Raw genomic sequence first — 23,511 nt, 5'->3', positions numbered from 1 at the left:
ATCGGGGACCCCGCACGAGACGGCGCGACGCGGCGCCACCCTCCGCACCGGCGGCACCGCTTGTGGCGCCGGCCGCTTCGGTCTAACCGTCCTCCCCGGGCGGGCGCCCGCCACGCCGCCCGCCAACCCCCGAAAACCCGGCCGGACGAGAGCCGACGAGAGCCATGGTCGCCCATACCCGCGCCGATTCGGCGCCGAAGCCCACCGATCCGGCGCTCGCCGGCGCCCGCATCCTCGTCGTCGAGGCGCGCTACTACGACGTGATCGCCGACGAGCTCCTCGCCGGCGCGCTCGCGGCGATCGAGGCCGCCGACGCGCAGGCCACCGTGATCACGGTGCCGGGCGCCCTGGAGATCCCCGCCGCGGTGGCGATCCTGCTCGATGCGGGCTCCTACGACGCCGTGGTGGCGCTCGGCTGCGTGATCCGCGGCGAGACCGGCCATTACGACATCGTGGCCGGCGAGAGCGCCCGCGCGCTCATGGATCTCTCGGTCCAGCGGCGCGTGCCCCTGGGGAACGGCATCCTCACCGTGGAGACCGAGGCGCAGGCGCTGGCCCGCGCCCGGGTCGCCGAGATGAACAAGGGCGGCGGCGCGGCCGAGGCGGCGCTCGGGGTGCTCGCCCTCAAGCGCGCGGCCGAGGCGGCGCGTACGCGATGACGGGAACCGACATGACCGGGACCACCGACGCCGGGCCGGAGGGCGCCCCCAGGGCCGCCGACACGGCCAAGATCAGCCCGCGCAGCGGCGCCCGCCTCGCCGTCGTGCAGGCGCTCTACGAGATGGACATCTCCGGCAAGGGCGTCCTCGACGCGCTCGCCGAGTTCGAGGCGTTCTGGATCGGCCAGGAGGTCGACGGGATCGCCCATCCGAAGGCCGAGACCGCCTTCTTCCGCGACCTCCTGCGCGGCACCGTCGAGGAGCAGCGGGCGATCGACCCGAAGCTCGATCAGGCGCTGGCCCAGGGCTGGCCGCTCCGCCGCATCGAGATCGTGCTCCGGGCGATCCTGCGGGCGGGCGCCTACGAGCTGATGTTCCGGCCCGACGTGCCGGTGGGGGCGGCGATCTCCGCCTATGTCGACGTGGCGCACAGCTTCTACACCGCCGACGAGCCGGGCCTCGTGAACGCGGTGCTCGACCGGCTCGCCCGGGACGTCCGGCCGGGCGAGGTCGCGGCCCCGAAGGGGTCGGGCAAGCCGGGAGCGGGCAAGCCTGGAGCGGGCAAGCCTGGAGCGGACAAGCCGGGCTCCGCCAAGCCGCTCCCCGGGAAGCCGCCGGCCCAGAAGGGCTGACCGGTGGCCGGGCCGGCCCGCGTCTCCGAGGAGGGGCTGATCGCCCGCTACTTCGCCCCCCTGGCGGGGCCGGGCGCGGACGGGCTCCGGGACGACGCCGCCATCCTGACGCCGGCCCCCGGCCACGACCTCGTCCTCACCGCGGACGCCGTGGTGGCGGGGATCCACTACTTCCCGGACGATCCGCCGGCCTCGATCGCCCGCAAGGCCCTCGGGGTGAACCTCTCCGACATCGCCGCCAAAGGCGCGGTCCCGCGCGGCTTCCTGCTGACCCTGGCGCTGCCCGGCGACTGGACCGAGGACTGGCTGGCGGCCTTCGCGGCGGGGCTGGGGGAAGCGGCCGTCGAGGCCGATTGCCCCCTGCTCGGCGGCGACACGGTCCGCTCCGGCGGGCCGGCCCTGATCGGCGTGAGCATGATGGGCGAAGTGCCGTCTGGCGCGATCGTCCGGCGCGGCACGGCCCGGCTCGGAGATCGGATCTGCGTCACCGGCACGATCGGCGACGCGGCCCTCGGCCTGCGGATGCGCCTCGAGCCGGCCGCCCCCTGGGTGGCCGTCCTCGGTCGGGCTCAGCGGGCCGCGCTGGCCGACCGCTACCTGCATCCCCGGCCACGCCTCGCCGCGGCCCGAGCGGTCCGCCACCACGCCACCGCCGCCATGGACGTGTCGGACGGGCTCGCGGGTGACCTCGCCAAGATGCTGGGCTCGGGCCGCAGCGCCCGCATCGACGTGGCGGCGGTGCCGCTCTCGGAGGCGGCCCGCCTCGCCTGCGCGGCCGCGCCCGGCCTGATCGAGGCGGTCCTCACCGGCGGTGACGATTACGAGATCCTCTGCACGGTGGCACCGGGAACGCTCGAAGCCTTCCAGGCCGAGGCGGCGGCGGCCGGGATCCCCATCGCCGCCATCGGCACCGTGACGGCGGGCGACGGGCCGCCCGGATTCGCCATGGACGACGGGACCGCGCGCGTATTCGCCGCCGGGGCGTTCAGCCACTTCTGACGCATTGTCCGGTTGAACGCTCCGGCCGGTAACGCGCGGTCGGCGCGGCCCGCTTCGTCGTCGCTTCGCCGCGCTCGCACGGACCGAGGCACCGACGTGATCCAGTCCACCTCCGCATCCTGAGATGCCCGCGTCAGCGGCCTCGAAGGTGGGCGCCCGGAATTGCCGCGACCTCTGGAGGGCTCCGTCGAGGCCCGCACTCCGCTCCGGTACCCCAGGATGAAGGGATCGAGGGGCGGTCCGATCCGCGGCTTCCCGCTCCCGTCGCGCTGCCCTTGCTCGATCGGTCCGCCGCCGTCACGCTCGAAAACAGCACAATAGTTCCCTGTATCGGCGGGCTCCGTCGTCGTGCAGTGCAGCATTCGCGCGCTGCGCCGCAGAAAAACACGAAGACGCCGTTTGCGCTCTCCGGCGAAGTTTGGCAATCAAGGCCTTGTTCTGGGAAGGAAAGCCCCGAATCCGAGCGCCACGTCCCGTCGCCGCCCTCCGGCGGCCAAGCTCGACAAACACAAGCCCACGCCAGGCACGATAATAACAAGGACGGTCGAATGATTCCCTTGGTTCTGATCATCGTGGGCGGGCTCTGCGCCGTCGCCTACGGCATTGTCACGATCCTCGACGTGCTGCGGCGCGACGCCGGCACCCAACGCATGCAGGAGATCGCCGCCGCCATCGCGGAGGGCGCCCAGGCCTATCTCCGGCGGCAGTACACGACCATCGGCCTCGTCGGCGTGGTCCTGTTCGTGCTGCTCGCCGTCTTCCTCGGACTCAAGGTCGCCATCGGCTTCCTGATCGGCGCCGTGCTCTCGGGCGCGGCGGGCTTCATCGGCATGAACGTCTCGGTTCGGGCCAACGTGCGCACCGCGCAGGCCGCCTCGACATCGCTCGGCGGCGGCCTCGACGTGGCCTTCAAGTCCGGCGCGGTGACCGGCATGCTGGTGGCGGGCCTCGCGCTCCTCGGCGTGGCGCTCTACTACCTGTACCTCACCCGCGGCGCGCATCTCGAGCCGTCGAGCCGCGAGGTGATCGACGCGCTGGTGGCGCTCGGCTTCGGCGCGTCGCTGATCTCGATCTTCGCCCGCCTGGGCGGCGGCATCTTCACCAAGGGGGCCGACGTCGGCGGCGACCTCGTCGGCAAGGTCGAGGCCGGCATCCCGGAGGACGATCCGCGCAACCCCGCCACCATCGCCGACAACGTCGGCGACAACGTCGGCGACTGTGCCGGCATGGCGGCCGACCTGTTCGAGACCTACGCGGTCACCATCGTCGCCACCATGGTGCTGGCCGCGATCTTCTTCTCCGGCCCCACCGGCAGCGGCCGGGACGCGCTGGAGCCGATGATGCTCTATCCCCTCGCCATCGGCGCGGCCTGCATCGTCACGTCGATCGCCGGCACCTACGCGGTGCGGCTCGGAGCCAACCAGTCGATCATGGGGGCGCTCTACAAGGGCCTGATCGCCGCCGGTGTTCTCTCGGTCGCGGCGATTGCCGCCGTCAACATGACACTGCTCGGCGGTTTCGCGACCACCTTCACCACCTCCACCGGCGTCACCTTCACGTCGGCCGGCCTGTTCGGCTGCGCGGTGATCGGGCTCGCCATCACGGCGCTGATCGTGGTGATCACCGAGTACTACACCGGCACGAACTTCCGGCCCGTGAAGTCGATCGCTGATTCATCGGTCACCGGACACGGCACCAACGTGATCCAGGGGCTGGCGATCTCGCTGGAATCGACGGCGCTCCCTGCGATCGTGATCGTGGCCGGCATCATCAGCACCTACGCGCTCGCCGGCCTGTTCGGCATCGCCATCGCGGTCACCGCCATGCTGGCGCTGGCCGGCTTCATTGTGGCCCTCGACGCCTTCGGGCCGGTCACCGACAATGCCGGCGGCATCGCCGAGATGGCCGGCCTGCCTCCGGACGTGCGCAAGTCGACCGACGCCCTCGACGCGGTCGGCAACACCACCAAGGCGGTCACCAAGGGCTACGCGATCGGCTCCGCCGGCCTCGGCGCGCTGGTGCTGTTCGCCGCCTACACGTCGGACCTGAACTACTTCATCGCCAATGCGAGCCCGACGCAGTACCGCTTCTTCCAGGGCGTCAGCGTCGATTTCTCGCTGTCGAACCCCTACGTGGTGGTCGGGCTGCTGCTCGGCGGCCTGATCCCGTTCCTGTTCGCCGGCATCGCCATGACGGCGGTGGGGCGCGCGGCGGGCGCGGTGGTGGAGGAGGTCCGGCGGCAGTTCCGGGCCAAGCCCGGGATCATGCAGGGCACGGACCGGCCCGATTACGGCCGGGCGGTGGACATGCTGACCCGGGCGGCGATCAAGGAGATGATCGTCCCCTCGCTGCTGCCGGTGCTGTCGCCGGTGGTGCTGTTCTTCGTGATCCAGCTCATCGCCGGCAAGAGCCAGGCCTTCGCCACGGTGGGCGCGAGCCTGCTCGGCGTGATCCTCACTGGCCTCTACGTGGCGATCTCGATGACCTCGGGCGGCGGCGCCTGGGACAACGCCAAGAAGTACATCGAGGACGGCCATCACGGCGGCAAGGGTTCGGAGGCCCACAAGGCGGCGGTGACCGGCGACACGGTCGGCGACCCCTACAAGGACACCGCGGGCCCGGCGGTGAACCCGGCGATCAAGATCACCAACATCATCGCCCTGCTGCTGCTGGCGGTGCTAGCGCACAGCTGAGGGCTGCCAAGTCCCTGACGCAGAGGGGAGGGCCGGGCTCCGCGCGAGCCCGGCCCTTCGCGTTTTGGCGCGCCTCCCGCCATGTGCGCCTCCGCACGGCGCCGCCATGCCCGCTGCGCTGCACCTTGGCATCGCCGCGCCGCAGCGCCACCTCGGCCGCGGATTAAACCGGATGCGGCGCGGCCGCACCAGCACGAGGTACCCTATGCCGTCCCTGCTCGACCCGATCCGAATCGGCGCCATCGAGGCGAAGAACCGGATCTTCATGGCCCCCCTCACCCGCGGCCGCGGCACCCGCGAGCACGTGCCCACTCCGATCATGGCCGAGTACTACGCCCAGCGTGCCGGCGCCGGCCTCATCCTCACCGAGGCCACCGGCATCTCCCAGGAGGGCCTCGGCTGGCCCTACGCGCCGGGCATCTGGTCCGACGCCCAGGTCGACGCGTGGCGGCCGATCGTGAAGGCGGTCCACGACAGGGGCGGCAAGATCGTCTGCCAGATCTGGCACATGGGCCGGCTGGTCCACCCGGATTTCCTCGGCGGCGCCAAGCCCGTCTCGTCCTCCGCCACCACGGCGCCCGACCAGGCTCACACCTATGCCGGCAAGAAGCCCTACGCGGAGGCCCGCGCCCTGGAGGTCGCCGAGATCCCGCGGCTGCTCGCCGACTACGAGCACGCCACCGCCAACGCCCTGGCGGCCGGCTTCGACGGGGTGCAGATCCACGCGGCGAACGGCTACCTGATCGACGAGTTCCTGCGTGACGGCACCAATCACCGCACCGACCGGTATGGCGGCGCCATCGAGAACCGTGTGCGGCTCCTGCGCGAGGTGACCGAGGCGGTGGCGAAGGTCGCCGGGCCCGAGCGCACCGGCGTGCGCCTCTCGCCCAACGGCGCGATCCAGGGCTGCAACGACTCGAACCCCGAGCCCTTGTTCGTGGCCGCCGCCCAGGCGCTCGCCGATGTCGGCATCGCCTTCCTGGAGATGCGTGAGCCGGGCCCCGACGGCACCTTTGGCAAGGCCGACCACCCGCCGATCGCCCCGGCGATGCGGCGCGTGTTCCGCAACCCGATGATCCTCAACGCCGACTACGACGGGACCAGCGGCCAGAAGGTCCTGGATGCCGGCGAGGCCGACGCGATCTCGTTCGGCCGGACCTTCATCGCCAACCCCGACCTCGTCGCGCGCATCGCCAAGGGCGCGCCCCTCAACAAGGACAATGCGGCCACGTGGTACAGCCAGGGACCGGAGGGCTACATCGACTATCCGACCCTCGCGGATGAGCCCCGCGCCGCGTAAGGCGGCGCTCCGGCGGCCGCCGCGTGTGGAAAGCGCGGCGGCACCTAGGCAGGGGGGTGCAAGGCACCTATGTGATTGCCGGACCATGAAAGTGCCGGCACCACACGCGCTCGCGGCTCCTGAACCGACCGTAGGGCCCTGGAGCACCGCGGACCGGATCGCGGAACTGCATGATCTCGCGATCCTCGATACGGAGCCGGAGCCGCTCTACGACGATCTCGTCCGGGTCGCCGCCCATGTCTGCCGCGCCCCCGTGGCCCTCGTCAGCCTCGTGGATGCCGAGCGGCAATGGTTCAAGTCGGAGGTGGGCCTCGGCAAGCGCGAACTGCCGATCAACTGCTCCGTCTGCGCCCACACGATCGAGGCGGGCGAGCTGCTGATCATCCCCGACCTGGCCGCCGATGCGCGGACGGTGGAGAACCCGCTGGTGACTGGGGCGCCGGCCTTCCGCTTCTATGCCGGCGCGGTGATCCGCGGGGCCCAGGGCATCCCCCTCGGCGCCCTCTGCGTGCTCGACCGGGTCCCGCGGCCGGGCGGTCTCGACTCGGAACAGACCGCCACGCTCACGGCCCTGGCGCGCCAGATCTCGAGCCTGCTGGACCACCGTCGGACGCTCGTGCAGGTGGCGGCCCGCGAGGCGGAGCTCGCCGCCAGCGAGCGCCGCTTCCGCGTGATGACGGCGGCGATGCCCCAGATGGTCTGGACCACGCAGCCCGACGGGTTCCACGACTACTACAACGACCGCTGGTACGAGTTCACCGGCGTGCCTTACGGCACCACCGACGGCGAAGGCTGGAACGACGTGTTCCACCCGGAGGATCAGGACCGGGCCTGGGCCCGGTGGCGCCATTCGCTCGCCACCGGCGAGCCTTACGAAATCGAGTACCGCCTGCGCCACCACAGCGGCGCCTACCGGTGGACGCTCGGCCGCGCCATGCCGATCCGGGACGCGGAGGGGCGGATCGAGCGCTGGTTCGGCACCTGCACCGACATCGACGACCTGAAGCGGACCGAGGCCGAGGCCCGCAAGCTCGCCGCCATCGTCGAGGCCTCGAAGGACTTCATCGGCCTCTCGACGCAGGACGGCGAGATCACCCATCTCAACGAGGCGGCGCTGGCGCTGGTCGGCCTGCCCGATCTCGCCGCCGCGCGCCGCCATCGGATCCCCGATTTCTTCACGCAGGAGAGCCGCCGGATCCTGGCCGAGATCGTGATGCCGGCGGTGGGCCGGGACGGCCACTGGGAGGGCGAGCTGGCCTTCCGGCATTTCCGCACGGGCGAGCCGGTGGCGGTCCTCTACAACATCTTCCAGGTGCGCGACCCCACCGGCGCCGAGATCGGCCACGCCACCGTCACCCGCGACCTGCGCGAGGCCAAGCGCGCCGAGGAGGCCCGCGACCTGCTGATCCGCGAGCTGTCGCACCGGATCAAGAACATCTTCGCGGTGGTCGGCGGCCTCGCGGCGCTCACCGCGCGCAGCGACCCGGCCGCCAAGCCCTTCGCCACGGCCTTCCGCGAGCGGCTCGGGGCGCTGGCCCAGGCCCACGAATATGTCCGCCCGCACTCGCCCGAGAGCGCCCCCGCGGTGGCGGGCCAGACGGTGTTCGGGCTCATGCGCCTGATCATGGCGGCCTACGCCGAGGATGGCCGCGCCCGGGTCGCGATCTCGGGCGACGACGCCGAGATCGGCGAGCGCACCGCGACGGCGCTGGCGCTGATCATGCACGAGCAGGCCACCAATGCCATGAAGTACGGCGGCCTCTCCACCAAGGAGGGCGGCGTCACGCTGAGCGGCAGCCGGGAGGCGGACCGCTACACCCTGACGTGGCAGGAGGCCGGCGGACCCCCGGTCACCGGCGCACCTTCCCGGAAGGGGTTTGGGACGGTGCTCGCCGAGCGCAGCGTCGCCGGACAGCTCGACGGAGAGCTGGAGCGCGACTGGGCGCCGGGCGGCCTGCTGATGCGGCTCAGCGTGCCGCTCGAGAATCTCCGGGCCTGACGTGGCCCTCCGGACGGGAGCGGCCGCGCCCGGACTCGTCGTCCTCGACTTCGACGGGACGCTCGCCGACAGCTTCGACTGGTTCTGCTCGGTCCTGAACGGGGTCGCCGACCGCTACCGGTTCCGGCGCGTCGAGGCCCACGAGGTCGACGGATTGCGGCTGCAGGGCGCCCGGGCGATCGTGGCCCATCTCGGCATCCCCCGCTGGAAGCTGCCGCTGATCGCCCGCCACATGCACGCGCTGGCTGCCCGGGACGCCGCGCGGATCGCCCTCTTTCCCGGCGTGACGGACATGCTGGCCGGCATCGCGGCGGCCGGCGTGCCTCTGGCGATCCTGTCGTCGAATCGCGCCGACACGGTCCGCCGGGTGCTCGGGCCCGACAACGCGGCGCGCATCGGCACCTATGCCTGCGGGGCTTCGATCTTCGGGAAGGCGCGCCGCCTGCGGACGCTGCTGGCGCGGTCCGGGGTCGCGCCGGCCCGGGCGCTGTGCATCGGCGACGAGATCCGCGACCTGGAGGCGGCGCGCGCCCTCGGCTGCCCGTTCGGCGCGGTGACCTGGGGCTTCACCGATCCGCGGGCGCTCGCCGCGCAGGCGCCCGACTATCTGTTCTCCGAACCCGCCGAGGTCGCCCGAGAGGTCGCCCGCTCGGCCGCCGGCACCTCAGATCACTGGCCGCGGTTGGCGCCCGGCACCACGCTGGTGCCCCTGCCGCTGCCGAACGGCTCGTAGCGGGTCAGGCCGCGGAACAGCTGGCTGAGGAAGGCGCGGTCGGCGCCGCTCGTCGGCGTGGTGCGCTCGATGAAGTCGAAGATCCGGCCGTCCTGGAGGCCGTAGAGGGCCACGCGCTCGACCTTGAAGCCGGGGGTGAAGTAGATCGCCGTGACCTTCTGATCCTCGACCTGCTCACCCAGGAACATGATCGTCCGGCGGGTGTTCTGCGAGATGTAGTACCAGGACTTGTTGCCCACCGTGGACACCGTCGACGGCGTGCCGAGGATCTGCAGAACCTGTTCGGGGCTCATGCCGGGCTTGATTGTGGCGAGGGCCGCCTGATCGACCTGATAGCCGTGGCGCAGTTCCTCGCCGATGCAGCCGGACAGGCCGGCTCCCGCGAGGCCGACCAAGGCAAGGCGCGCGAAGGACTGGACGAGACGGCGCCGCATCGGGCCCCCAGAGAGCGTGTTGATGGACGGGGCGCAACCGCTGCCGCCGGCACGGGACTCCGACGACGCTTGCGCCCTGGGCGTGGGTTGCCGTACCGCGGGGTTATGGCTTTGACAAGGCAAGCTTGGCCACAGATGGCCATCATCCGCACAGGGGCGGACGCGGTGCGACCGGCCCTCCCGGTCCCGGCGGGGCGCCCATGATCGCCGGCCTGTTCCGGCGCGCGAACGCGCGTCGCCGCGCCATTGAGGACCTGCACGTGGCGCTCAGCCTGGCCGCGCGCCGGCCGGGTCTCTACACGCGGCTCGGCATACCCGACACCGTGGAGGGCCGGTTCGAATCCCTGTGCCTGCACGCCATCCTGGTCCTGCGCCGGCTGAACCGGCTGCCGGCCCCGGCCGCCGAGGTCGCGCAGGATCTTGTGAACTCCGTGTTCGCGCAGCTCGACGCGTCCCTGCGCGAGCTGGGCGTCGGCGACATGGGCGTGTCCAAGCGGATGAAGAAGCTCGGTGCCGCCTTCTACGGTCGCGCCGAGGGCTACGACGCGGCGCTCAACGCGGGCGACACGGCTTCCCTGCGCACGGCCCTCGTGCGGAACGTGCTGGGCGGCGAAGGGGATGGGACCGGCCTCGCCGCCTACGTGCAGGCCGCCGACGCGGCGCTGGCCGGGGCCGACCTCGACGGGCTGCTCGGGGCCGGGCCGCCCTTCCCGGAGCCGGACGGCTTCGCGCCCGCATCGGCCGAGGCCGGAGACACTGCAGGAGGCACCGCATGAGTCAGGACGACTTCCCGCTCGCGCGCTGGGTGAACGTCGAGCGCCTGCCCCAGGGCCGCGGCGCCGTCACCGTGGAGGCGAGCCCGGCCGAGTGCGCGGCGCTCGCGGCCGATTTCGGCATCCCGGGCATCCGCGATCTGGTCGGACGCTTCGCCATCGAGGGACCGACCAGCCGGCTCACGGTCACCGGCACCGTGGAGGCCCTGGTCACGCAGGTCTGCACCGTGAGCCTCGAACCCTTCGAGGCACCGGTCCGGGAACCCGTCGAGGTGGTCTTCACCGATACCGACCAACTCGCCGGCACCGATGCCGAAGACGCCGACATCCCCGATCCCCTGGTCGGCGGACGCATCGATTTCGGCGCGCTGACCGCCGAGTTTCTGGCGCTCGGCCTCGATCCCTATCCCCGCAAGCCCGGCATCACCTTCGAGCCGGTCGTGGCCGGCGACGATGCGGGGCCGTTCGACGCCTTGCGCCGGATCCGGGACGGGAAGGCGTAGGGTCGGCTCCTGCCGCGGTGCGCACGGATCGGCGGCCGGCGCGGTTCCGGATTTCTGCCGCGCAGCGGACGGTGATCCGGGGGAACACATCGCGTGCCGCGACGACGGGGCGGTGCGTCACCGGCGCTCCGCGGCTCGCCCGGTCGGGGCCTGCGTCCGGTGCGCCCGTCCGCGACCGTGGCGGTCGCTCACGGACCGGCCGCGAATCCGTAGAGCCGCCGGGGATTGTCGACGAAGACCATCCGGCGCCGGTCCGCGTCCGGCACCCAGTCGGCCATCAGGTCGAGGAGCGTCGAGGTCCGGGGCGGCCCGTCCCAGGCGGCGACGTGCGGCCAGTCCGACCCCCAGAGGCAGCGCTCGGGGGCGGCGTCGTTGAGCGCGCGGGCGAAGGGGATCGTGTCGGCATAGGGCGGCCCCTCCACGGAATCCCGGAAGGCGCCGGACAGCTTGACCCAGTTCCCGTCGGCCACGAGGCCGAGGAGTGCCTGGAAGCCCGGATGGTCCAGCCCGGCGGAGGTCGGCATGTGGCCCATATGGTCGAAGACCAGCGGTACCGGCAGCCGCGCAAGGCGGCCGGCGATCGGCGGCAGGTCCCGGGCGTCGAGCAGGAACTGGAGGTGCCAGCCCATCTCGCGGGCGAGCGCCCCGTAGGATTCGACGGCATCGAGCCCGACTCCGCCGCCGAACAGGACGTTGAGGCGCAGGCCCACCACCCCGGCCTCCTTCAGGGCGGCGAGTTCCGCGTCCGGGAGGCCGAGGGGAATCACTGCGATGCCGCGCAGGCGCTGCCGGTTGGCGCGCAGCGTCTCGACCATCAGCCGGTTGTCGGTGCCGTGGACGCTGACCTGGACCAGCACCCCGTTGGCCATGCCGGTCCCGTCGAGCATCGCGAGGTATCGGTCCGCCGGGGCCGCCGGAGGCGTGTAGCTCCGGTCCGGGACCAGGGGATAATCCGGCGGCAGTCCGATGACGTGGGCATGGGTGTCCACGGCGCCCCCCGGCACGGCGTAGCGGGTCGGGCCGCCCGGATGGGGGTCCGGGGCGGGGCAGTCTCGGATCTCGGGCATGATCAGCTATCCGCGTGCAGGACCTTGCCGCGGGTCTCGGGCAGCGCGAAGGCCGCCAGGAAGAAGATCCCGTAGGCGACGGCGGCGAAGATCGCGATGGCGGAGGCGAGGCCGGCGCGCTCCGCGAGGTAGCCGACGAGCGCCGGGAACAGGGCGCCGATGCCGCGTCCGAAATTGTAGCAGAACCCCTGCCCCGAGCCGCGCAGGCGCGTCGGGTACAGCTCGGTCAGGAAGGCGCCCATGCCGGAGAAGTAGCCGGAGGCGAAGAACCCCAGCGGGAAGCCCAGCACCCAGAGCACGCCGTTCGAGAGCGGGATCTGCGTGTAGGCGACGATCACCGCGATGGCGCCGAGCGAGAAGATCAGGAACAGCGGACGGCGCCCGAGCCGGTCGGCGAGCCACGCCCCCACGAGGTAGCCGGTGAACGAGCCGATGATCAGCGCCGCGAGGTAGCCGGTGGAGGAGACGATCGACAGGTGGCGCTCGGTGGTGAGGAAACGCGGCACCCAGGTGGTGATCGCGTAGTAGCCGCCCTGGCACCCCGCCGCCGCCAGGGAGGCGAGCAGCGTGGTCTTGAGGATCGGCCCGGAGAAGATCTCCCAGATCTGTGGCCGGTCGCCGGAGGCCGCGGCGCGGGCGCGGCTCTCGGCGGCGACCTGCGGCTCCTCGACGTAGCGGCGCAGGTAGAAGATCAGCAGGGCCGGGAGCGCGCCCACGGCGAACATCCAGCGCCACGCCGTCTCGGGCGGCAGAATCGAGAACAGCACCGCCTGCGACAGGACTGCGAGCCCCCATCCGATCGCCCAGCCGGACTGCACGGAGCCGACGGCGCGGCCGCGATACTCGGCTCGGATGGTCTCGCCGATCAGCACGGCGCCGGCCGCCCACTCGCCGCCGAAGCCGAGGCCGAGGATCGCCCGGGCGATCAGGAGCTGCTCGAAGTTCTGCACGAAGGCGCAGAGCAGGGAGAAGAGCGAGAACCACAGGATCGTGATCTGGAGGGTCAGCACCCGGCCGATCCGGTCGGCGATGAAGCCCGCGAGCCAGCCGCCGATCGCCGAGGCCAGCAGCGTCACGGTGGCGGCGAGCCCGGCCGTGCCGGAATCCACGTGCCACAGGGCCATGATCGTCCCGATCACCAGCGGGTAGATCATGAAGTCCATGCCGTCGAGGCACCAGCCGGCCGCGCACGCCCAGAAGGTGTGCCGCTCCGATGGCGTCATCGATCGGTAGAAGGCGGTGAGGCTGGCATCGCGGATCTCGACCGCATCCACCCCGGAAGGCCCCTGCCCGGTTGCCGTGCTCATGACCGTCTCCCGCCGTTCGATACCAGTATCGGCGTCCTAGTCTGAGCTGTCCAACGCCGGGAAGGCGGCAGGCAAGGAAAAGGCCGCCCGAAGGCGGCCTCTCCCGTTCTTTCTCGCTGTCGGTCTTGCTGCCGGGCGCGGCTCAGTAGCAGCGCTCGACCAGGACCCGGCGGTATCCGTACGGCGTCCAGCGCACCCGCGGGACCGTGTAGCAGCCGCCGCCGTAGCCGTAATCGCCGCCGTAATAGCCGACGGGGGCGTAGCCGCCACCATACCCGTAGCCGTAGCCCGGGTAGCCGTAGCCGCCGTAGCCGCCGTATCCGCCGTAGAGGCCGCCGGCCGCGAGGCCCAGCCCGACGCCGAGACCCAGGCCGCCGAGGCCGTAGCCGTAGCCCCGGCCACCGTAGAAGCCTCGACCGCCGTAGAAGCCCCGGCCGCCGTAGAACCCACCACCACGGAAGCCGGCGCCGCGGAAGCCGCCGCCGAATCCGCCGCCTCGGAAGCCGCCGAAGCCGCCGCCGTGGAAGCCACCACCATGGAAACCGCCGCCGCCGAAGCCGCGCGCGTCGGCGCTGGCCGGCGCCAGCGCCAGGGCACCTGCAGCCAGCAGGGCCGAGCCGAGCACTGCACCCTTCATCACGTCATCTCCGTGGAATACCGCCCTCTGGCTGTACAAACGTTCGAGCAGCCAAAACGGTCCAGTCTTGCTCCGCGGCGCGCCGCCGCTGGCGTGCGCGCAAGCTCCAGGCCGGCTTCGGACACGAAAATCGCCGCTTTCCCGGGCGAGACGCGCCGCCCACACCTCTCGGCGCCGCTGTCCGGCGCCTTCGAGCGGCACGGAACGAGTGATGACGATGCGTCCGGCTCACGCCCTGTTGATTGCGCTGCTCGCGCTGCCCCTGCTCGGCCGCGCCGAAGCAACCCCGGCCCCCCGACCGCGCCCGAGACCTGCCGGGCCGTCCAGGCCCAGGGCGAGACGTTCACGGTCTGCGCGATCGACCTGCGGCGGCAGCGGCTGCGCCTGTTCTGGCTGCAGGGCGACGGCCGGCCCTATGGATCCCTCGGCACTCTGGCCGAGAAGCAGGGTGGCCGCCTGAGCTTCGCGATGAATGCCGGCATGTACGACAAGGATCAGGCGCCGGTGGGCCTCTACGTCGAGGACGGCCGCGAGATGCGGCACGTCTCCACGACGGACGGCCCGGGGAATTTCCATCTCAAGCCCAACGGCGTGTTCTGGGTGAAGGGCGACAAGGCCGGGGTGCTCGACACGACCCGCTACCTGCGCACGAAGGTCCGGCCGGACTACGCCACGCAGTCCGGCCCGATGCTGGTGATCGACGGCCAGATCCACCCGAAGATCTCGGCCGACGGGCCGAGCCAGAAGGTCCGCAACGGCGTCGGCGTGACGGCGGACGGACACGTGGCGGTTTTCGCGATCTCCGAGCGGCCGGTGACGTTCGGGGCCTTCGCGCGGCTGTTCAAGGACGACCTCGGCTGCCGCAACGCCCTGTTCCTCGACGGCTCGGTGTCGAGCCTCTACGCGCCGGGGATCGGGCGCTCGGACATCAGCCGGCCGCTGGGACCGCTCATCGGGGCGATGGCCCGGTGAGGCATCGCCTCACCGTTGCCCGAACGCCGTGTCCTTGAACAGGTCCTTGTACTCCCGCGGCTGCGAGCGCCAGTACTGCTTCGGCGCCCGCACCCGGGCGCCGAGTTCGGCCGCCGCGTGCCAGGGCCAGCGCGGATCGTACAGCATCGCCCGCGCCAGCGAGATCGCGTCCGCCTTGCCCTCCTGCAGGATCGTCTCGGCCTGCCGCGCCTCGGTGATCAGGCCGACCGCAATCGTGGTCAGGCCGGTCTCGGCCTTGATCCGCTCGGCGTAGGGCACCTGATAGCCTGGTCCGAGCTTGATCGCCTGCTTGGGCGAGACGCCGCCCGTGGAGACGTGGATCGCCGGCGAGCCCGCGCGCTTCAAGGCCTTGGCCAGCTCGACCGTCTCGTCCAAGTCCCACCCGTCCTCGACCCAGTCGGTGGCCGAGACGCGCAGCCAGACGGGGCTGCCCGCGGGGACGACGTCGCGCACCGCGTCGTAGACCTCCAGCGGGAAGCGCATGCGGTTCTCGAGGCTGCCGCCGTACTGGTCCGTGCGCTTGTTGGCGATCGGCGACAGGAACTGGTGCAGCAGGTAGCCGTGGGCGCCGTGCAGTTCCACCGCCTCGATGCCCAGCCGCACGGCGCGCTTGGCCGTGGCGACAAACTGGTCGCGGACGCGCTTCAGGTCGGCGGCGTCGAGGGCGTGGGGCGGGACCTCCCCCTCACCGTGGGGCACGGCCGAGGGCGCCTCGGTGCGCCAGCCGTAGGCGTGCTCCGGCGGGATCTGCTGGCCGCCGGCCCAGGGCGCGTCGCTCGAGGCCTTGCGGCCGGCATGGGCGATCTGGATGCAGACCGGCACCGGCGCGTACTCGCGCACCGCGTCGAGCACGCGGGCCAACGCCCGCTCGCAGCCGTCGTTGTAGAGCCCGAGGTCCCAGGCGGTGATCCGCGCCTCGGGAGAGACCGCGGTGGCCTCCAGGGTGAGCAGGCCGGCCCCCGACATGGCGAGTTGGCCGAGGTGCATCATGTGCCAGTCGGTGGCCTCGCCGTCCCGGGCCGAATACTGGCACATCGGCGCGATCAGAATGCGGTTCTCCAGAGTGAGCCCATCGAGCGTCATTGGCTCGAACAGGCGTGCGGTATTCGGCGATGTCATGGACGGCTCCGGCATGCTGCCGCCACTCTGGCGCAGGATCGTCCGGCCCGCCAGCCTCCCCGGCCGTGACGTGCGGCAGGTCAGCCCTGCGATCGCGGCGCGGGAACTTGCGGTGGCAGCCGGCCGTTTTTCGCGCTGTCGCCGCATCGCGGCATCCGACGCGAACCACCTGAGGGGGTGAGATCGCCCGAGGTCCTGATGATGCTCACGAGACTGGCCGCCCCGTTCCTTCTCGCCGCCGGCTGTGCCGCTTTCGCGGCACCGTCCCACGCGCAGCCCGCCGCCTTTGGCGGGCCCAAGATGCTGATCCACGGCAATTACTGTGGGCCGGGCAACAACGCCCCACTGCCGCCGATCGACGCCCTCGACGCGGCCTGCGCCCGCCACGACGCCTGCACGCCGCAGGGCGGCCTGCCCTCCCAAGCCTGCAACCTGCGCCTGCAGCGGGAAGCCGAGCAGATCTCGCGCGACCCGCGCCAGCCCCGGAACGTCCGTTCGCTGGCCGGCCTCGTGGCCGCCACCGCGACCCTGATCCCCTCCGAGCCCGATGCGCAGAGCATGCCGGCTTCGGTGACGACGAACCCGGCGCCGGGAGGTTACGCACCGGCCCTCGACCGGTCGGCCCCCGCCGACATGGACGAGGATACCGACGAGCCGGATGCGGAGTGAGCAGGGCCTGACATCGTCCTGATGGCGGCGGCGTGGCCCCTCACGGTCCACGACACGAGCCAGGAACCAGGTGGGGCGGGCCATCCAACCCCCGCCCTCATCCTGAGGTGCCGGAGCGCAGCGCAGGCCTCGAAGGAGCCCTCCTCCGAGGCCCGCTGATGCGGTCACCTCAGGATGCGGTGTCAGGATGGGATTTACCGGAATGTCGTCCCGCGGGGTTTCGTCGTGCACCGCGCGGGCCGCATTGCCGCCCATCCTGCTTTCACACCCTCAGGCTTCTGTCGCCGGAGCCGCTCCCTGCGCCAGGAAGAAGTCGATCAGCGCGCGGCTGGCGTCCGGGCCGCGGGGATCGGTGTAGGAGCCTTCCGGGTCTCCGCCCGACCACGCGTGCCCGGCCCCGTGCAGGACCCACTGCTCCAGCACCGGCCGGCCCAACGCGTCCGCGCGGACTGTCCGGGTATAGGCCATGCCGCCCGGGCTCGTGCCCCGGGTGACCGTCTCGGCGAGGCCCGAGTCCGGCGCGGCCTGGGCCGCGACCCGGTCGCCGTTGACGGGATGCACGGTGCGATCGCCGTCGCCGTGGAACACGATGGTCGGGACCGCCCGCCGGTTCCGCTCCGGCGCCGCGCCCTGCCCCTTCATGGCCGCGAAGGCGCCGGGCAGGTCCCGGGCCGCCCCGCAGGCCAGCCCGGAATGGACGCCGACGGCTGCGAACAGGTCCGGATAGGTCGCCGCCAGGATCGCCGCCGCCGCGCCGCCGGCCGAGAGCCCGGCCGCGTAGACCCGGCCGGGATCGGCGGAGAAGTCCGCGACGACTGCCCGGGCGATCCCGGCGATCAGCGCCGGCTCGCCACCCTCGCGAACCTGATCATCGGCCGCGTACCAGTTCCAGCAGCGCTGTACATGCGCCGATTGCGGCTGCTCCGGGTAGGCGACCAGGAAGCCCTGCTCCTCGGCGAGGGCATTCATCCGCGTGCCGGCGGCGAAATCGTCGGGGTTCTGCGTGCAGCCGTGCAGCATCACGACGACGGGCTGGCCAGGGCCCCGGTCGCCGCTCGGCACGTAGACCTTGTAGCGCCGGCTGCCGGCCGCGTTCGAAAACACCCGCTCCTCGAACCGCGCCCCGGGCGGGACCGCAACGGTCGCGCGCCGCGCCGGAGCGGTCTTCGGCAGATGCGTCCGCAGGGCGCGCATCATCGCCGACAGGTCCGGTGCTCCGCTGTCCGGGGTCGCCGCGTCGGGACCGTCGTCCCGGCCCGGCGCCGTCCAGGCGCCGCCGGCCGCCCTCGGCGCCTCCATGTCGAGGGTCGGTCCATCGTGGCCGCCGGTCTCCGACCGACCGCCACTGCTGCGACGCGCCTCGGTCCACCGCGTGAAGGCAGCTTCCTGCGCCTGACGGAACCGCGCCATCGCGTCCCGCATCCCGGCCGCGCGGTCGCCTGCTCCGGCCCCCCGTGCCTTCTGCGCCGCCGCGAAGGTGCGCGGATCGAGGTGCGGCATCCCGAGCGCGGAGAGGTCGAGCTTCGACGGGTCGATGTGGGGAAAGCGGAACATGGGGAATCCTTGTGCAAGGGCGTCGGGGCGGATGGCGCGGCCGGCGCGCGGATTGATCAGACGGTGCGGTCGGCCAGAGCGGCCTTGACGGCGGGACTTGCCTGGAAGGCCCCCAGCACCTCCACGGAGGCGATGGCGGCCCGCGCCAGCTCCGGGGTGACGTCGGCGGCGATCGTGGCGAGGCCGAGGACCTGGATGTGCAGCGGCGTGCCGGCATCCCGGGCCGCCTCCAGCTCCGCCCGCGAGTAGTGCGACAGCCCGAGGCGGAGCTGGCGCCGCGCCACCGATTGCCGGACGGCCTCCTCCTGGCGGTCCAGCTGGTTGCGCACGGCCGTGCGGATGAAGTCGGTCCGGTTGGCGTAGAAGCCGTCGCGGACCATCAGGTCCACGCGCCCGAGATCGACGAAGCCGAGATTGATCGTGATCTTCTCGCTGTCCGGCACCTTGGACCGGAGGTCGCGCACGTTGTCGGTCATCCCAGACGCTCCAGACCATCCCGTTGGATGGTCTGCAGATGGTGATGGGAATGTCGAACGCAAGGGCCGTTCGCGCGCCGCCCTGTCCCGGGCGCACGGAAAGTCTGCGGGACGCGGCCCGGGATCCGGCGCACGACGGCGCACGACGGCGCGAAGCGTCCGTGCAGATCGCCCGGAGCCGACTGCGCGGCGCTTCCCGCGCCGGAGCCCGGATCAGTTCCGCTGTCGCTCCGCCTGTCCGGGAGCGGGCGGCCGGTTGTGAGCGGCGTCAGCGGGACGCGGTGCGCTGTTCAGGGCGCTGCGCCGATCCCCCGCCCCTTGAGGCTCTCGCCGATCTCGTCGAGGGCTGCGGCGTCGTCGATGGTCGCCGGCATCGTCCAGGGCTCGTCGTCGGCGATGCGCTTCATGGTGGCCCGCAGGATCTTGCCCGAGCGGGTCTTGGGCAGCCGCGGCACGGTGAGCGCGAGCTTGAACGCCGCCACCGGTCCGATCTCGTCGCGCACCTTGGCGACGAGTTCGCGCTCGATATCGCCGGTCGGCCGGTCGACACCGGCCTTGAGCACCACGAAGCCGCAGGGCACCTCGCCCTTCAGGGCGTCGCGGATGCCGATCACCGCGCACTCGGCCACGTCCGGGTGGCTCGACAGCACCGCTTCCATGCCGCCGGTGGAGAGGCGGTGGCCCGCGACGTTGATGATGTCGTCGGTCCGCCCCAGGACCGTGATGTAGCCGTCCGCGTCGATCACTCCGGCGTCGGACGTGTCGTAGTAGCCCGGGAAGGTGGCGAGGTAGCTCGACCGCATCCGCTCGTCCGAGCCCCAGAGGGTCGGCAGGCAGCCGGGGGGCAGGGGCAGGCGAATCGCGATGGTGCCCATCGTGCCGGCCGGGACGGGCTTGCCGCCCTCGTCCAGCACCTCGACCCGGTAGCCCGGCATCGGCACGCAGGTGCTGCCGTGCTTCACCGGCAGGAGGCCGAGCCCCATCGGGTTGCCGGCGATCGGCCAACCGGTCTCGGTCTGCCACCAATGGTCGATGACCGGCCGGTTCAGCACCCGCTCGGCCCAGGCCACCGAGTCCGGATCGGCGCGCTCGCCGGCCAGGAACAGGCTGCGGAAGGCGGAGAGGTCGTAGTCGGCGATCCGGGCGCCCTTGGAATCCTCCTTCTTGATCGCCCGCAGGGCCGTCGGCGCGGTGAACAGGCAGACCACCCCGTACTCGGCGACGACCCGCCAGAAGGCGCCGGCATCGGGCGTTCCGACCGGCTTGCCCTCGTAGAGGACGGTGGTGCAACCGTGCAGGAGCGGCGCGTAGACGATGTAGGAATGGCCCACGACCCAGCCGATGTCGGAGGCGCAGAAATAGGTCTCGCCGGGCTGCACGCCGTAGAGGTTCGGCATCGACCACGCGAGGGCGACGAGGTAGCCGCCCGTGTCGCGGACCACGCCTTTCGGCTTCCCGGTCGTCCCGGAGGTGTACAGGATGTAGAGCGGATCGGTGGCGGCGACCGGCACGCAGGCCGTGCCCTGCCCCGCCGCCCGGGCGGCCGCGACCGCCTCGGCCCAGTCGCGGTCCCGCTCCGGCACGAGCGCCGCGGCGCATTGCGGCCGCTGCAGGATCAGGCACGCGTCGGGCTTGTGGCGCGAGGCGGCGAGCGCCGCGTCGAGGAGAGGCTTGTAGGCGACCACGCGGTTCGGCTCGATGCCGCAGGAGGCGGCGAGCACCACCTTGGGCGCCGCATCCTCGATCCGCACCGCCAGCTCGTTCGCCGCGAAGCCGCCGAACACTACGGAATGGACCGCGCCGAGCCGGGCGCAGGCGAGCATGCCGAACAGGGCCTCGGGCACCATCGGCATGTAGAGGATGACCCGGTCGCCCTTGCCGACGCCGAGGCCGGCCAGCACGGCGGCCAGCGTCGACACTTCATCGCGCAGCGCCCGGTAGGTGACGGCGCGCTTCGTGCCGGTGACGGGCGAGTCGTAGCGGATCGCCACCTGCTCCGCCCGCGCCCCGTCGGCGTGGCGGTCGACCGCGTTGTGACACGCATTGAGCGACCCGTCCGGGAACCAGCGGCCGTAGGGACCGGAATCCGGCGCGAAGGCCTGGCCGGGCGCCCGCGTCCAGTCGATCGCCCGGGCCGCGTCCAGCCAGAAGGCGTCCGGGTCGCGGCGGGCCGCGTCGTAGAGCTCGGGATAGCGGCCCGGAAGGCTGGCGGTGGTCATCGGTTCGGCGTTTCCCCGCGGGCCGCTCTCCGGCGGCGACGGGCAGATTAGCGCATTCTCGCGCGGGGGCGAGGCCGGTCCGTGCCCGAAGGCGGATCCCGACGGGGACGGGAGTGCCGCCGGCGCGGCGGGTGGACCACAACAAAAACCGCCGCACCGGGGCTCCCGATGCGGCGGCTGTCAGCCTGGATCTGCTGTCGGTCTGGACGTCGGACGGCTCAGTGCAGCGTGTCGTTGCCCGCCTGGAGCCGGTTCATCTCGTCCTTGAGAAGGAGTTTCCGTCGCTTCAGCTCGGCGATGTGGAGGTCGTTTGCCGATGGCCTGTGGATCGCTTCCTGAATCTCGCGCTCGAGGGCTTCGTGCTTCCGGGCGAGTTGGCTCAGATGCGTCTGCAGCGACATGAGTCGAATCTCCTGTCATCGTTTCGACCCGCCGAGACTGACACAGGATGCCACAGCAGTTGAAGCGTTTTCTCCGGTCAAGCTTGGTGAATGCTTGCCGGGCCCGCTTGTCCGGCGGGAGGGCGTGACGCATGCTCTCCGGCGATGAGCGATCCTTGGTCCCGCAGGTGACGATGGCGGACGAGTCGGGTGAGAATGCGCAGGCCGACCTCCTCGGCGAGCTGGCGCGGCTGCGCGAGGAGCACCGCGACCTCGACAGCGCCATCGAGGCGCTGGAGCGCAGCGTCGCGGGGGACCAGCTCCAGATCCAGCGGCTGAAGAAGCGCAAGCTGACGCTGCGCGACCGCATCTTCCACATCGAGGACGCGCTCACCCCCGACATCATCGCCTGATGCCGGTGGACGCCTCCGGGCATCGCCTTGCCGCGGGCCCGCGCCGCCTGTAAGCGCCGTCTTTTGCCGGGATCAACGATGGCGTCGCCTCCGGTCGCGATCATCATGGGCAGCCAGTCCGATTGGGCGACCATGCGGCATGCCGCCGAGACGCTCGACGCGCTGGGCGTGCCCTACGACGCGCGCATCGTCTCGGCCCACCGCACGCCGGACCGCCTCGTGGCCTTCGCCAAGGGCGCGGTCGCGGCCGGTCTCAAGGTCGTGATCGCCGGCGCGGGCGGCGCTGCGCACCTGCCCGGCATGGCGGCGGCGATGACGCGCCTGCCGGTCTTCGGCGTGCCGGTGGAATCGAAGGCCCTGTCCGGACAGGACAGCCTGCTGTCCATCGTGCAGATGCCGGCGGGCATCCCGGTGGGGACGCTGGCGATCGGCCGGGCCGGAGCGGTCAACGCCGCTCTGCTGGCCGCGGCGGTTCTGGCGCTCTCCGATCCGCAGCTGGCGGAGCGCCTCGACGCGTGGCGCGCGGCCCAGACCGCGTCGGTGGCCGAGCGCCCGGAGACGGAAGCACAATCGTGACAAACGAGTGTCTCGCGTGACGGACAGGATCCTCGGCCCCGGCTCCACCCTCGGCATCGTCGGCGGCGGGCAGCTCGGGCGCATGATCGCGCTGGCGGCGGCCAATTACGGCCTCAAGGTGCACGTCTACGCACCCGATCGGGACAGCCCCGCCTTCGACGTGGCCGCCCGCACCACCTGCGCGGCCTACGACGATGCCGAAGCGCTGGCGGCGTTCGCGCGCAGCGTCGACGTCGTCACCTACGAGTTCGAGAACATCCCGCACGCCACGGCCGACATCCTGGCCCGGCACGCGCCCCTGCACCCGAACGCGCGGGCGCTCTCCACGACGCAGGACCGCCTGTCCGAGAAGGAGTTCATCAACGGGCTCGGCATCCCCACGGCGCCGTTCCGGGCGGTGGACACGCCCGACGACCTCGACCGCGCGATCGAGGTGATCGGTCTGCCCGCGGTGCTCAAGACCCGCCGCTTCGGCTACGACGGCAAGGGCCAGCGCATCCTGCGCGAGCGGGCCGAGGGCGACCGCAACGCGCTGTTCGCCGAGTTCGGCGGCGCGCCGCTGATCCTGGAGGGATTCGTGCCCTTCGAGCGCGAGGTCTCGGTGGTGGGCGCCCGCGCCCGCGACGGCAGCTTCGCGGCCTTCGACCTCTGCGAGAACGAGCACCGCGACCACATCCTGGCCCTGACCCGGGTGCCGGCGCCGGGCCTGACGCCGGAGACCGGGCGCGCGGCCCTCGACATCGCCGAGCGCATCGCCGACGCGCTGGACTATGTCGGCGTGCTCGCCGTGGAGATGTTCCTAGTGCGCACGGATGGGGCGGAGCACCTCGTGGTCAACGAGATCGCGCCGCGGGTCCACAATTCCGGCCACTGGACCATCGAGGGGGCGCTGACCTCGCAATTCGCCCAGCATGTCCGCGCCGTCTGCGGCTGGCCACTCGGCGACCCGGCCCGGACCGGCGGCCTGCCGGTGGAGATGCGCAACCTGATCGGCGCCCAGGCCGACGATTGGTACGCGCTTCTGGCCGAGCCCGGCGCCCATCTGCACCTCTACGGCAAGGGCGAGGCCCGGCCCGGCCGCAAGATGGGGCACGTGACCCGGCTGGGGGTCTGACCGGGCCGGTTTCTGCGGCTTCGGGAACACACCTGCGGCCCCGCGCAAGGGCGGGCGGCGCGAACCCGGTGCCGGGGCGCCGTCGAGCCATACCTTCGCCACATCCCGCCGCTTCCACCAAGCCGTGGCCGGTGCCGAATGCGGTCGGTCGATTCTCCCCGCGCTGCCGGCCTCGGGCCGGCACGGGCGGCGGACCGGATCGCGACGCGGCGCTTCTTAAGCCGGCCTTCACCGTGATGCGCGACCGTGCCCCCATCGGGTG

General features: G+C 72.1%; 23 protein-coding genes. 14 read left to right on the top strand and 9 right to left on the bottom strand.

Features of this window, described 5'->3' with window-relative positions:
• Positions 1 to 164 precede the first annotated feature (164 nt).
• The 7 genes from ribH to MMSR116_RS22315 all read left to right on the top strand — a co-directional run bounded on the left by ribH (position 165) and on the right by MMSR116_RS22315 (position 9,015).
• Complete coding sequence (gene ribH / locus MMSR116_RS22350; RefSeq protein WP_010686281.1) at positions 165 to 659, top strand: 6,7-dimethyl-8-ribityllumazine synthase; 495 nt, start codon at positions 165 to 167, stop codon at positions 657 to 659.
• Positions 660 to 670: 11 nt separating this feature from the next.
• Positions 671 to 1,291 (top strand): transcription antitermination factor NusB, encoded by a 621-nt coding sequence (gene nusB / locus MMSR116_RS22345; RefSeq protein ID WP_051072283.1) that lies wholly within the window; start codon positions 671 to 673, stop codon positions 1,289 to 1,291.
• 3 nt (positions 1,292 to 1,294) lie between these two features.
• Positions 1,295 to 2,290: a thiamine-phosphate kinase gene (gene thiL, locus MMSR116_RS22335; RefSeq protein WP_010686283.1), complete on the top strand. Its 996-nt coding sequence runs from the start codon at positions 1,295 to 1,297 to the stop codon at positions 2,288 to 2,290.
• Positions 2,291 to 2,838: 548 nt separating this feature from the next.
• Positions 2,839 to 4,983: a sodium-translocating pyrophosphatase gene (locus tag MMSR116_RS22330; protein WP_010686284.1), complete on the top strand. Its 2,145-nt coding sequence runs from the start codon at positions 2,839 to 2,841 to the stop codon at positions 4,981 to 4,983.
• A gap of 205 nt (positions 4,984 to 5,188) precedes the next feature.
• Complete coding sequence (locus tag MMSR116_RS22325) at positions 5,189 to 6,283, top strand: alkene reductase (RefSeq protein ID WP_010686285.1); 1,095 nt, start codon at positions 5,189 to 5,191, stop codon at positions 6,281 to 6,283.
• Between the two features lie 85 nt (positions 6,284 to 6,368).
• The gene (locus MMSR116_RS22320) at positions 6,369 to 8,282 is read left to right on the top strand and encodes a PAS domain S-box protein (RefSeq protein ID WP_010686286.1); all 1,914 of its coding nucleotides are present in this window, start codon (positions 6,369 to 6,371) and stop codon (positions 8,280 to 8,282) included.
• A gap of 1 nt (position 8,283) precedes the next feature.
• Complete coding sequence (locus MMSR116_RS22315) at positions 8,284 to 9,015, top strand: HAD hydrolase-like protein (protein ID WP_010686287.1); 732 nt, start codon at positions 8,284 to 8,286, stop codon at positions 9,013 to 9,015.
• On the opposite strand, the gene MMSR116_RS22310 is transcribed toward MMSR116_RS22315, so the two are convergent.
• Entirely contained in the window at positions 8,952 to 9,449 is a 498-nt protein-coding gene (locus MMSR116_RS22310) for an outer membrane protein assembly factor BamE (RefSeq protein WP_010686288.1), read from the bottom strand. The two genes, MMSR116_RS22315 and MMSR116_RS22310, sit on opposite strands and share 64 nt — an antisense overlap.
• Before the next feature lie 200 nt (positions 9,450 to 9,649).
• Between MMSR116_RS22310 and MMSR116_RS22305 the strand changes: the two genes are divergently transcribed.
• Both MMSR116_RS22305 and MMSR116_RS22300 read left to right on the top strand, forming a co-directional pair.
• Entirely contained in the window at positions 9,650 to 10,225 is a 576-nt protein-coding gene (locus MMSR116_RS22305; protein WP_010686289.1) for a ubiquinol-cytochrome C chaperone family protein, read from the top strand.
• The gene (locus MMSR116_RS22300) at positions 10,222 to 10,725 is read left to right on the top strand and encodes a YceD family protein (protein WP_010686290.1); all 504 of its coding nucleotides are present in this window, start codon (positions 10,222 to 10,224) and stop codon (positions 10,723 to 10,725) included. Before MMSR116_RS22305 ends, MMSR116_RS22300 begins: the two co-directional genes overlap by 4 nt.
• 188 nt (positions 10,726 to 10,913) lie before the next feature.
• On the opposite strand, the gene MMSR116_RS22295 is transcribed toward MMSR116_RS22300, so the two are convergent.
• The 3 genes from MMSR116_RS22295 to MMSR116_RS22285 all read right to left on the bottom strand — a co-directional run bounded on the left by MMSR116_RS22295 (position 10,914) and on the right by MMSR116_RS22285 (position 13,736).
• The gene (locus MMSR116_RS22295; protein ID WP_010686291.1) at positions 10,914 to 11,792 is read right to left on the bottom strand and encodes an amidohydrolase family protein; all 879 of its coding nucleotides are present in this window, start codon (positions 11,790 to 11,792) and stop codon (positions 10,914 to 10,916) included.
• 2 nt (positions 11,793 to 11,794) lie between these two features.
• On the bottom strand, positions 11,795 to 13,099 hold the full coding sequence (locus MMSR116_RS22290; protein WP_010686292.1) for an MFS transporter: 1,305 nt from the start codon (positions 13,097 to 13,099) through the stop codon (positions 11,795 to 11,797).
• Between the two features lie 142 nt (positions 13,100 to 13,241).
• Positions 13,242 to 13,736: a hypothetical protein gene (locus tag MMSR116_RS22285; RefSeq protein ID WP_010686293.1), complete on the bottom strand. Its 495-nt coding sequence runs from the start codon at positions 13,734 to 13,736 to the stop codon at positions 13,242 to 13,244.
• A gap of 93 nt (positions 13,737 to 13,829) precedes the next feature.
• Between MMSR116_RS22285 and MMSR116_RS22280 the strand changes: the two genes are divergently transcribed.
• Positions 13,830 to 14,708 (top strand): phosphodiester glycosidase family protein, encoded by an 879-nt coding sequence (locus MMSR116_RS22280; RefSeq protein ID WP_244625511.1) that lies wholly within the window; start codon positions 13,830 to 13,832, stop codon positions 14,706 to 14,708.
• Between the two features lie 9 nt (positions 14,709 to 14,717).
• Here the strand turns inward: MMSR116_RS22280 and MMSR116_RS22275 are convergent, their stop codons facing one another.
• Positions 14,718 to 15,848 carry an NADH:flavin oxidoreductase/NADH oxidase gene (locus MMSR116_RS22275; protein WP_010686295.1) on the bottom strand — a complete coding sequence of 377 codons (1,131 nt, stop codon included), beginning with the start codon at positions 15,846 to 15,848 and terminating at the stop codon, positions 14,718 to 14,720.
• A 198-nt stretch (positions 15,849 to 16,046) separates the two neighbouring features.
• On the opposite strand from MMSR116_RS22275, the gene MMSR116_RS22270 reads away from it, so the two are divergent.
• Complete coding sequence (locus tag MMSR116_RS22270) at positions 16,047 to 16,517, top strand: hypothetical protein (RefSeq protein WP_051072284.1); 471 nt, start codon at positions 16,047 to 16,049, stop codon at positions 16,515 to 16,517.
• Positions 16,518 to 16,787: 270 nt separating this feature from the next.
• Here the strand turns inward: MMSR116_RS22270 and MMSR116_RS22265 are convergent, their stop codons facing one another.
• From MMSR116_RS22265 to MMSR116_RS22250, 4 genes are all read right to left on the bottom strand, one after another.
• On the bottom strand, positions 16,788 to 18,071 hold the full coding sequence (locus MMSR116_RS22265) for an extracellular catalytic domain type 1 short-chain-length polyhydroxyalkanoate depolymerase (protein ID WP_010686297.1): 1,284 nt from the start codon (positions 18,069 to 18,071) through the stop codon (positions 16,788 to 16,790).
• 56 nt (positions 18,072 to 18,127) lie between these two features.
• The gene (locus MMSR116_RS22260) at positions 18,128 to 18,547 is read right to left on the bottom strand and encodes a hypothetical protein (protein WP_010686298.1); all 420 of its coding nucleotides are present in this window, start codon (positions 18,545 to 18,547) and stop codon (positions 18,128 to 18,130) included.
• 290 nt (positions 18,548 to 18,837) lie between these two features.
• On the bottom strand, positions 18,838 to 20,766 hold the full coding sequence (locus MMSR116_RS22255) for a propionyl-CoA synthetase (RefSeq protein ID WP_010686299.1): 1,929 nt from the start codon (positions 20,764 to 20,766) through the stop codon (positions 18,838 to 18,840).
• A 218-nt stretch (positions 20,767 to 20,984) separates the two neighbouring features.
• Positions 20,985 to 21,167 carry a YdcH family protein gene (locus MMSR116_RS22250; RefSeq protein WP_010686300.1) on the bottom strand — a complete coding sequence of 61 codons (183 nt, stop codon included), beginning with the start codon at positions 21,165 to 21,167 and terminating at the stop codon, positions 20,985 to 20,987.
• A gap of 131 nt (positions 21,168 to 21,298) precedes the next feature.
• Here MMSR116_RS22250 and MMSR116_RS22245 point away from each other — a divergent pair, with 131 nt between their 5' ends.
• The 3 genes from MMSR116_RS22245 to MMSR116_RS22235 all read left to right on the top strand — a co-directional run bounded on the left by MMSR116_RS22245 (position 21,299) and on the right by MMSR116_RS22235 (position 23,249).
• Positions 21,299 to 21,559 carry a YdcH family protein gene (locus tag MMSR116_RS22245; RefSeq protein WP_010686301.1) on the top strand — a complete coding sequence of 87 codons (261 nt, stop codon included), beginning with the start codon at positions 21,299 to 21,301 and terminating at the stop codon, positions 21,557 to 21,559.
• Positions 21,560 to 21,637: 78 nt separating this feature from the next.
• Positions 21,638 to 22,135, top strand: a complete 498-nt coding sequence (gene purE, locus MMSR116_RS22240; RefSeq protein WP_010686302.1) for a 5-(carboxyamino)imidazole ribonucleotide mutase — start codon at positions 21,638 to 21,640, stop codon at positions 22,133 to 22,135.
• A 16-nt stretch (positions 22,136 to 22,151) separates the two neighbouring features.
• Positions 22,152 to 23,249 carry a 5-(carboxyamino)imidazole ribonucleotide synthase gene (locus tag MMSR116_RS22235; protein ID WP_010686303.1) on the top strand — a complete coding sequence of 366 codons (1,098 nt, stop codon included), beginning with the start codon at positions 22,152 to 22,154 and terminating at the stop codon, positions 23,247 to 23,249.
• Positions 23,250 to 23,511: the final 262 nt, after the last annotated feature.

Origin of the sequence: Methylobacterium mesophilicum SR1.6/6, from assembly GCF_000364445.2 — a bacterium.
Lineage (GTDB): Bacteria > Pseudomonadota > Alphaproteobacteria > Rhizobiales > Beijerinckiaceae > Methylobacterium > Methylobacterium mesophilicum_A.
The sequence above is the reverse complement of the archived record's forward strand: the minus strand, read 5'-3'. Positions and strand labels throughout refer to the sequence as shown.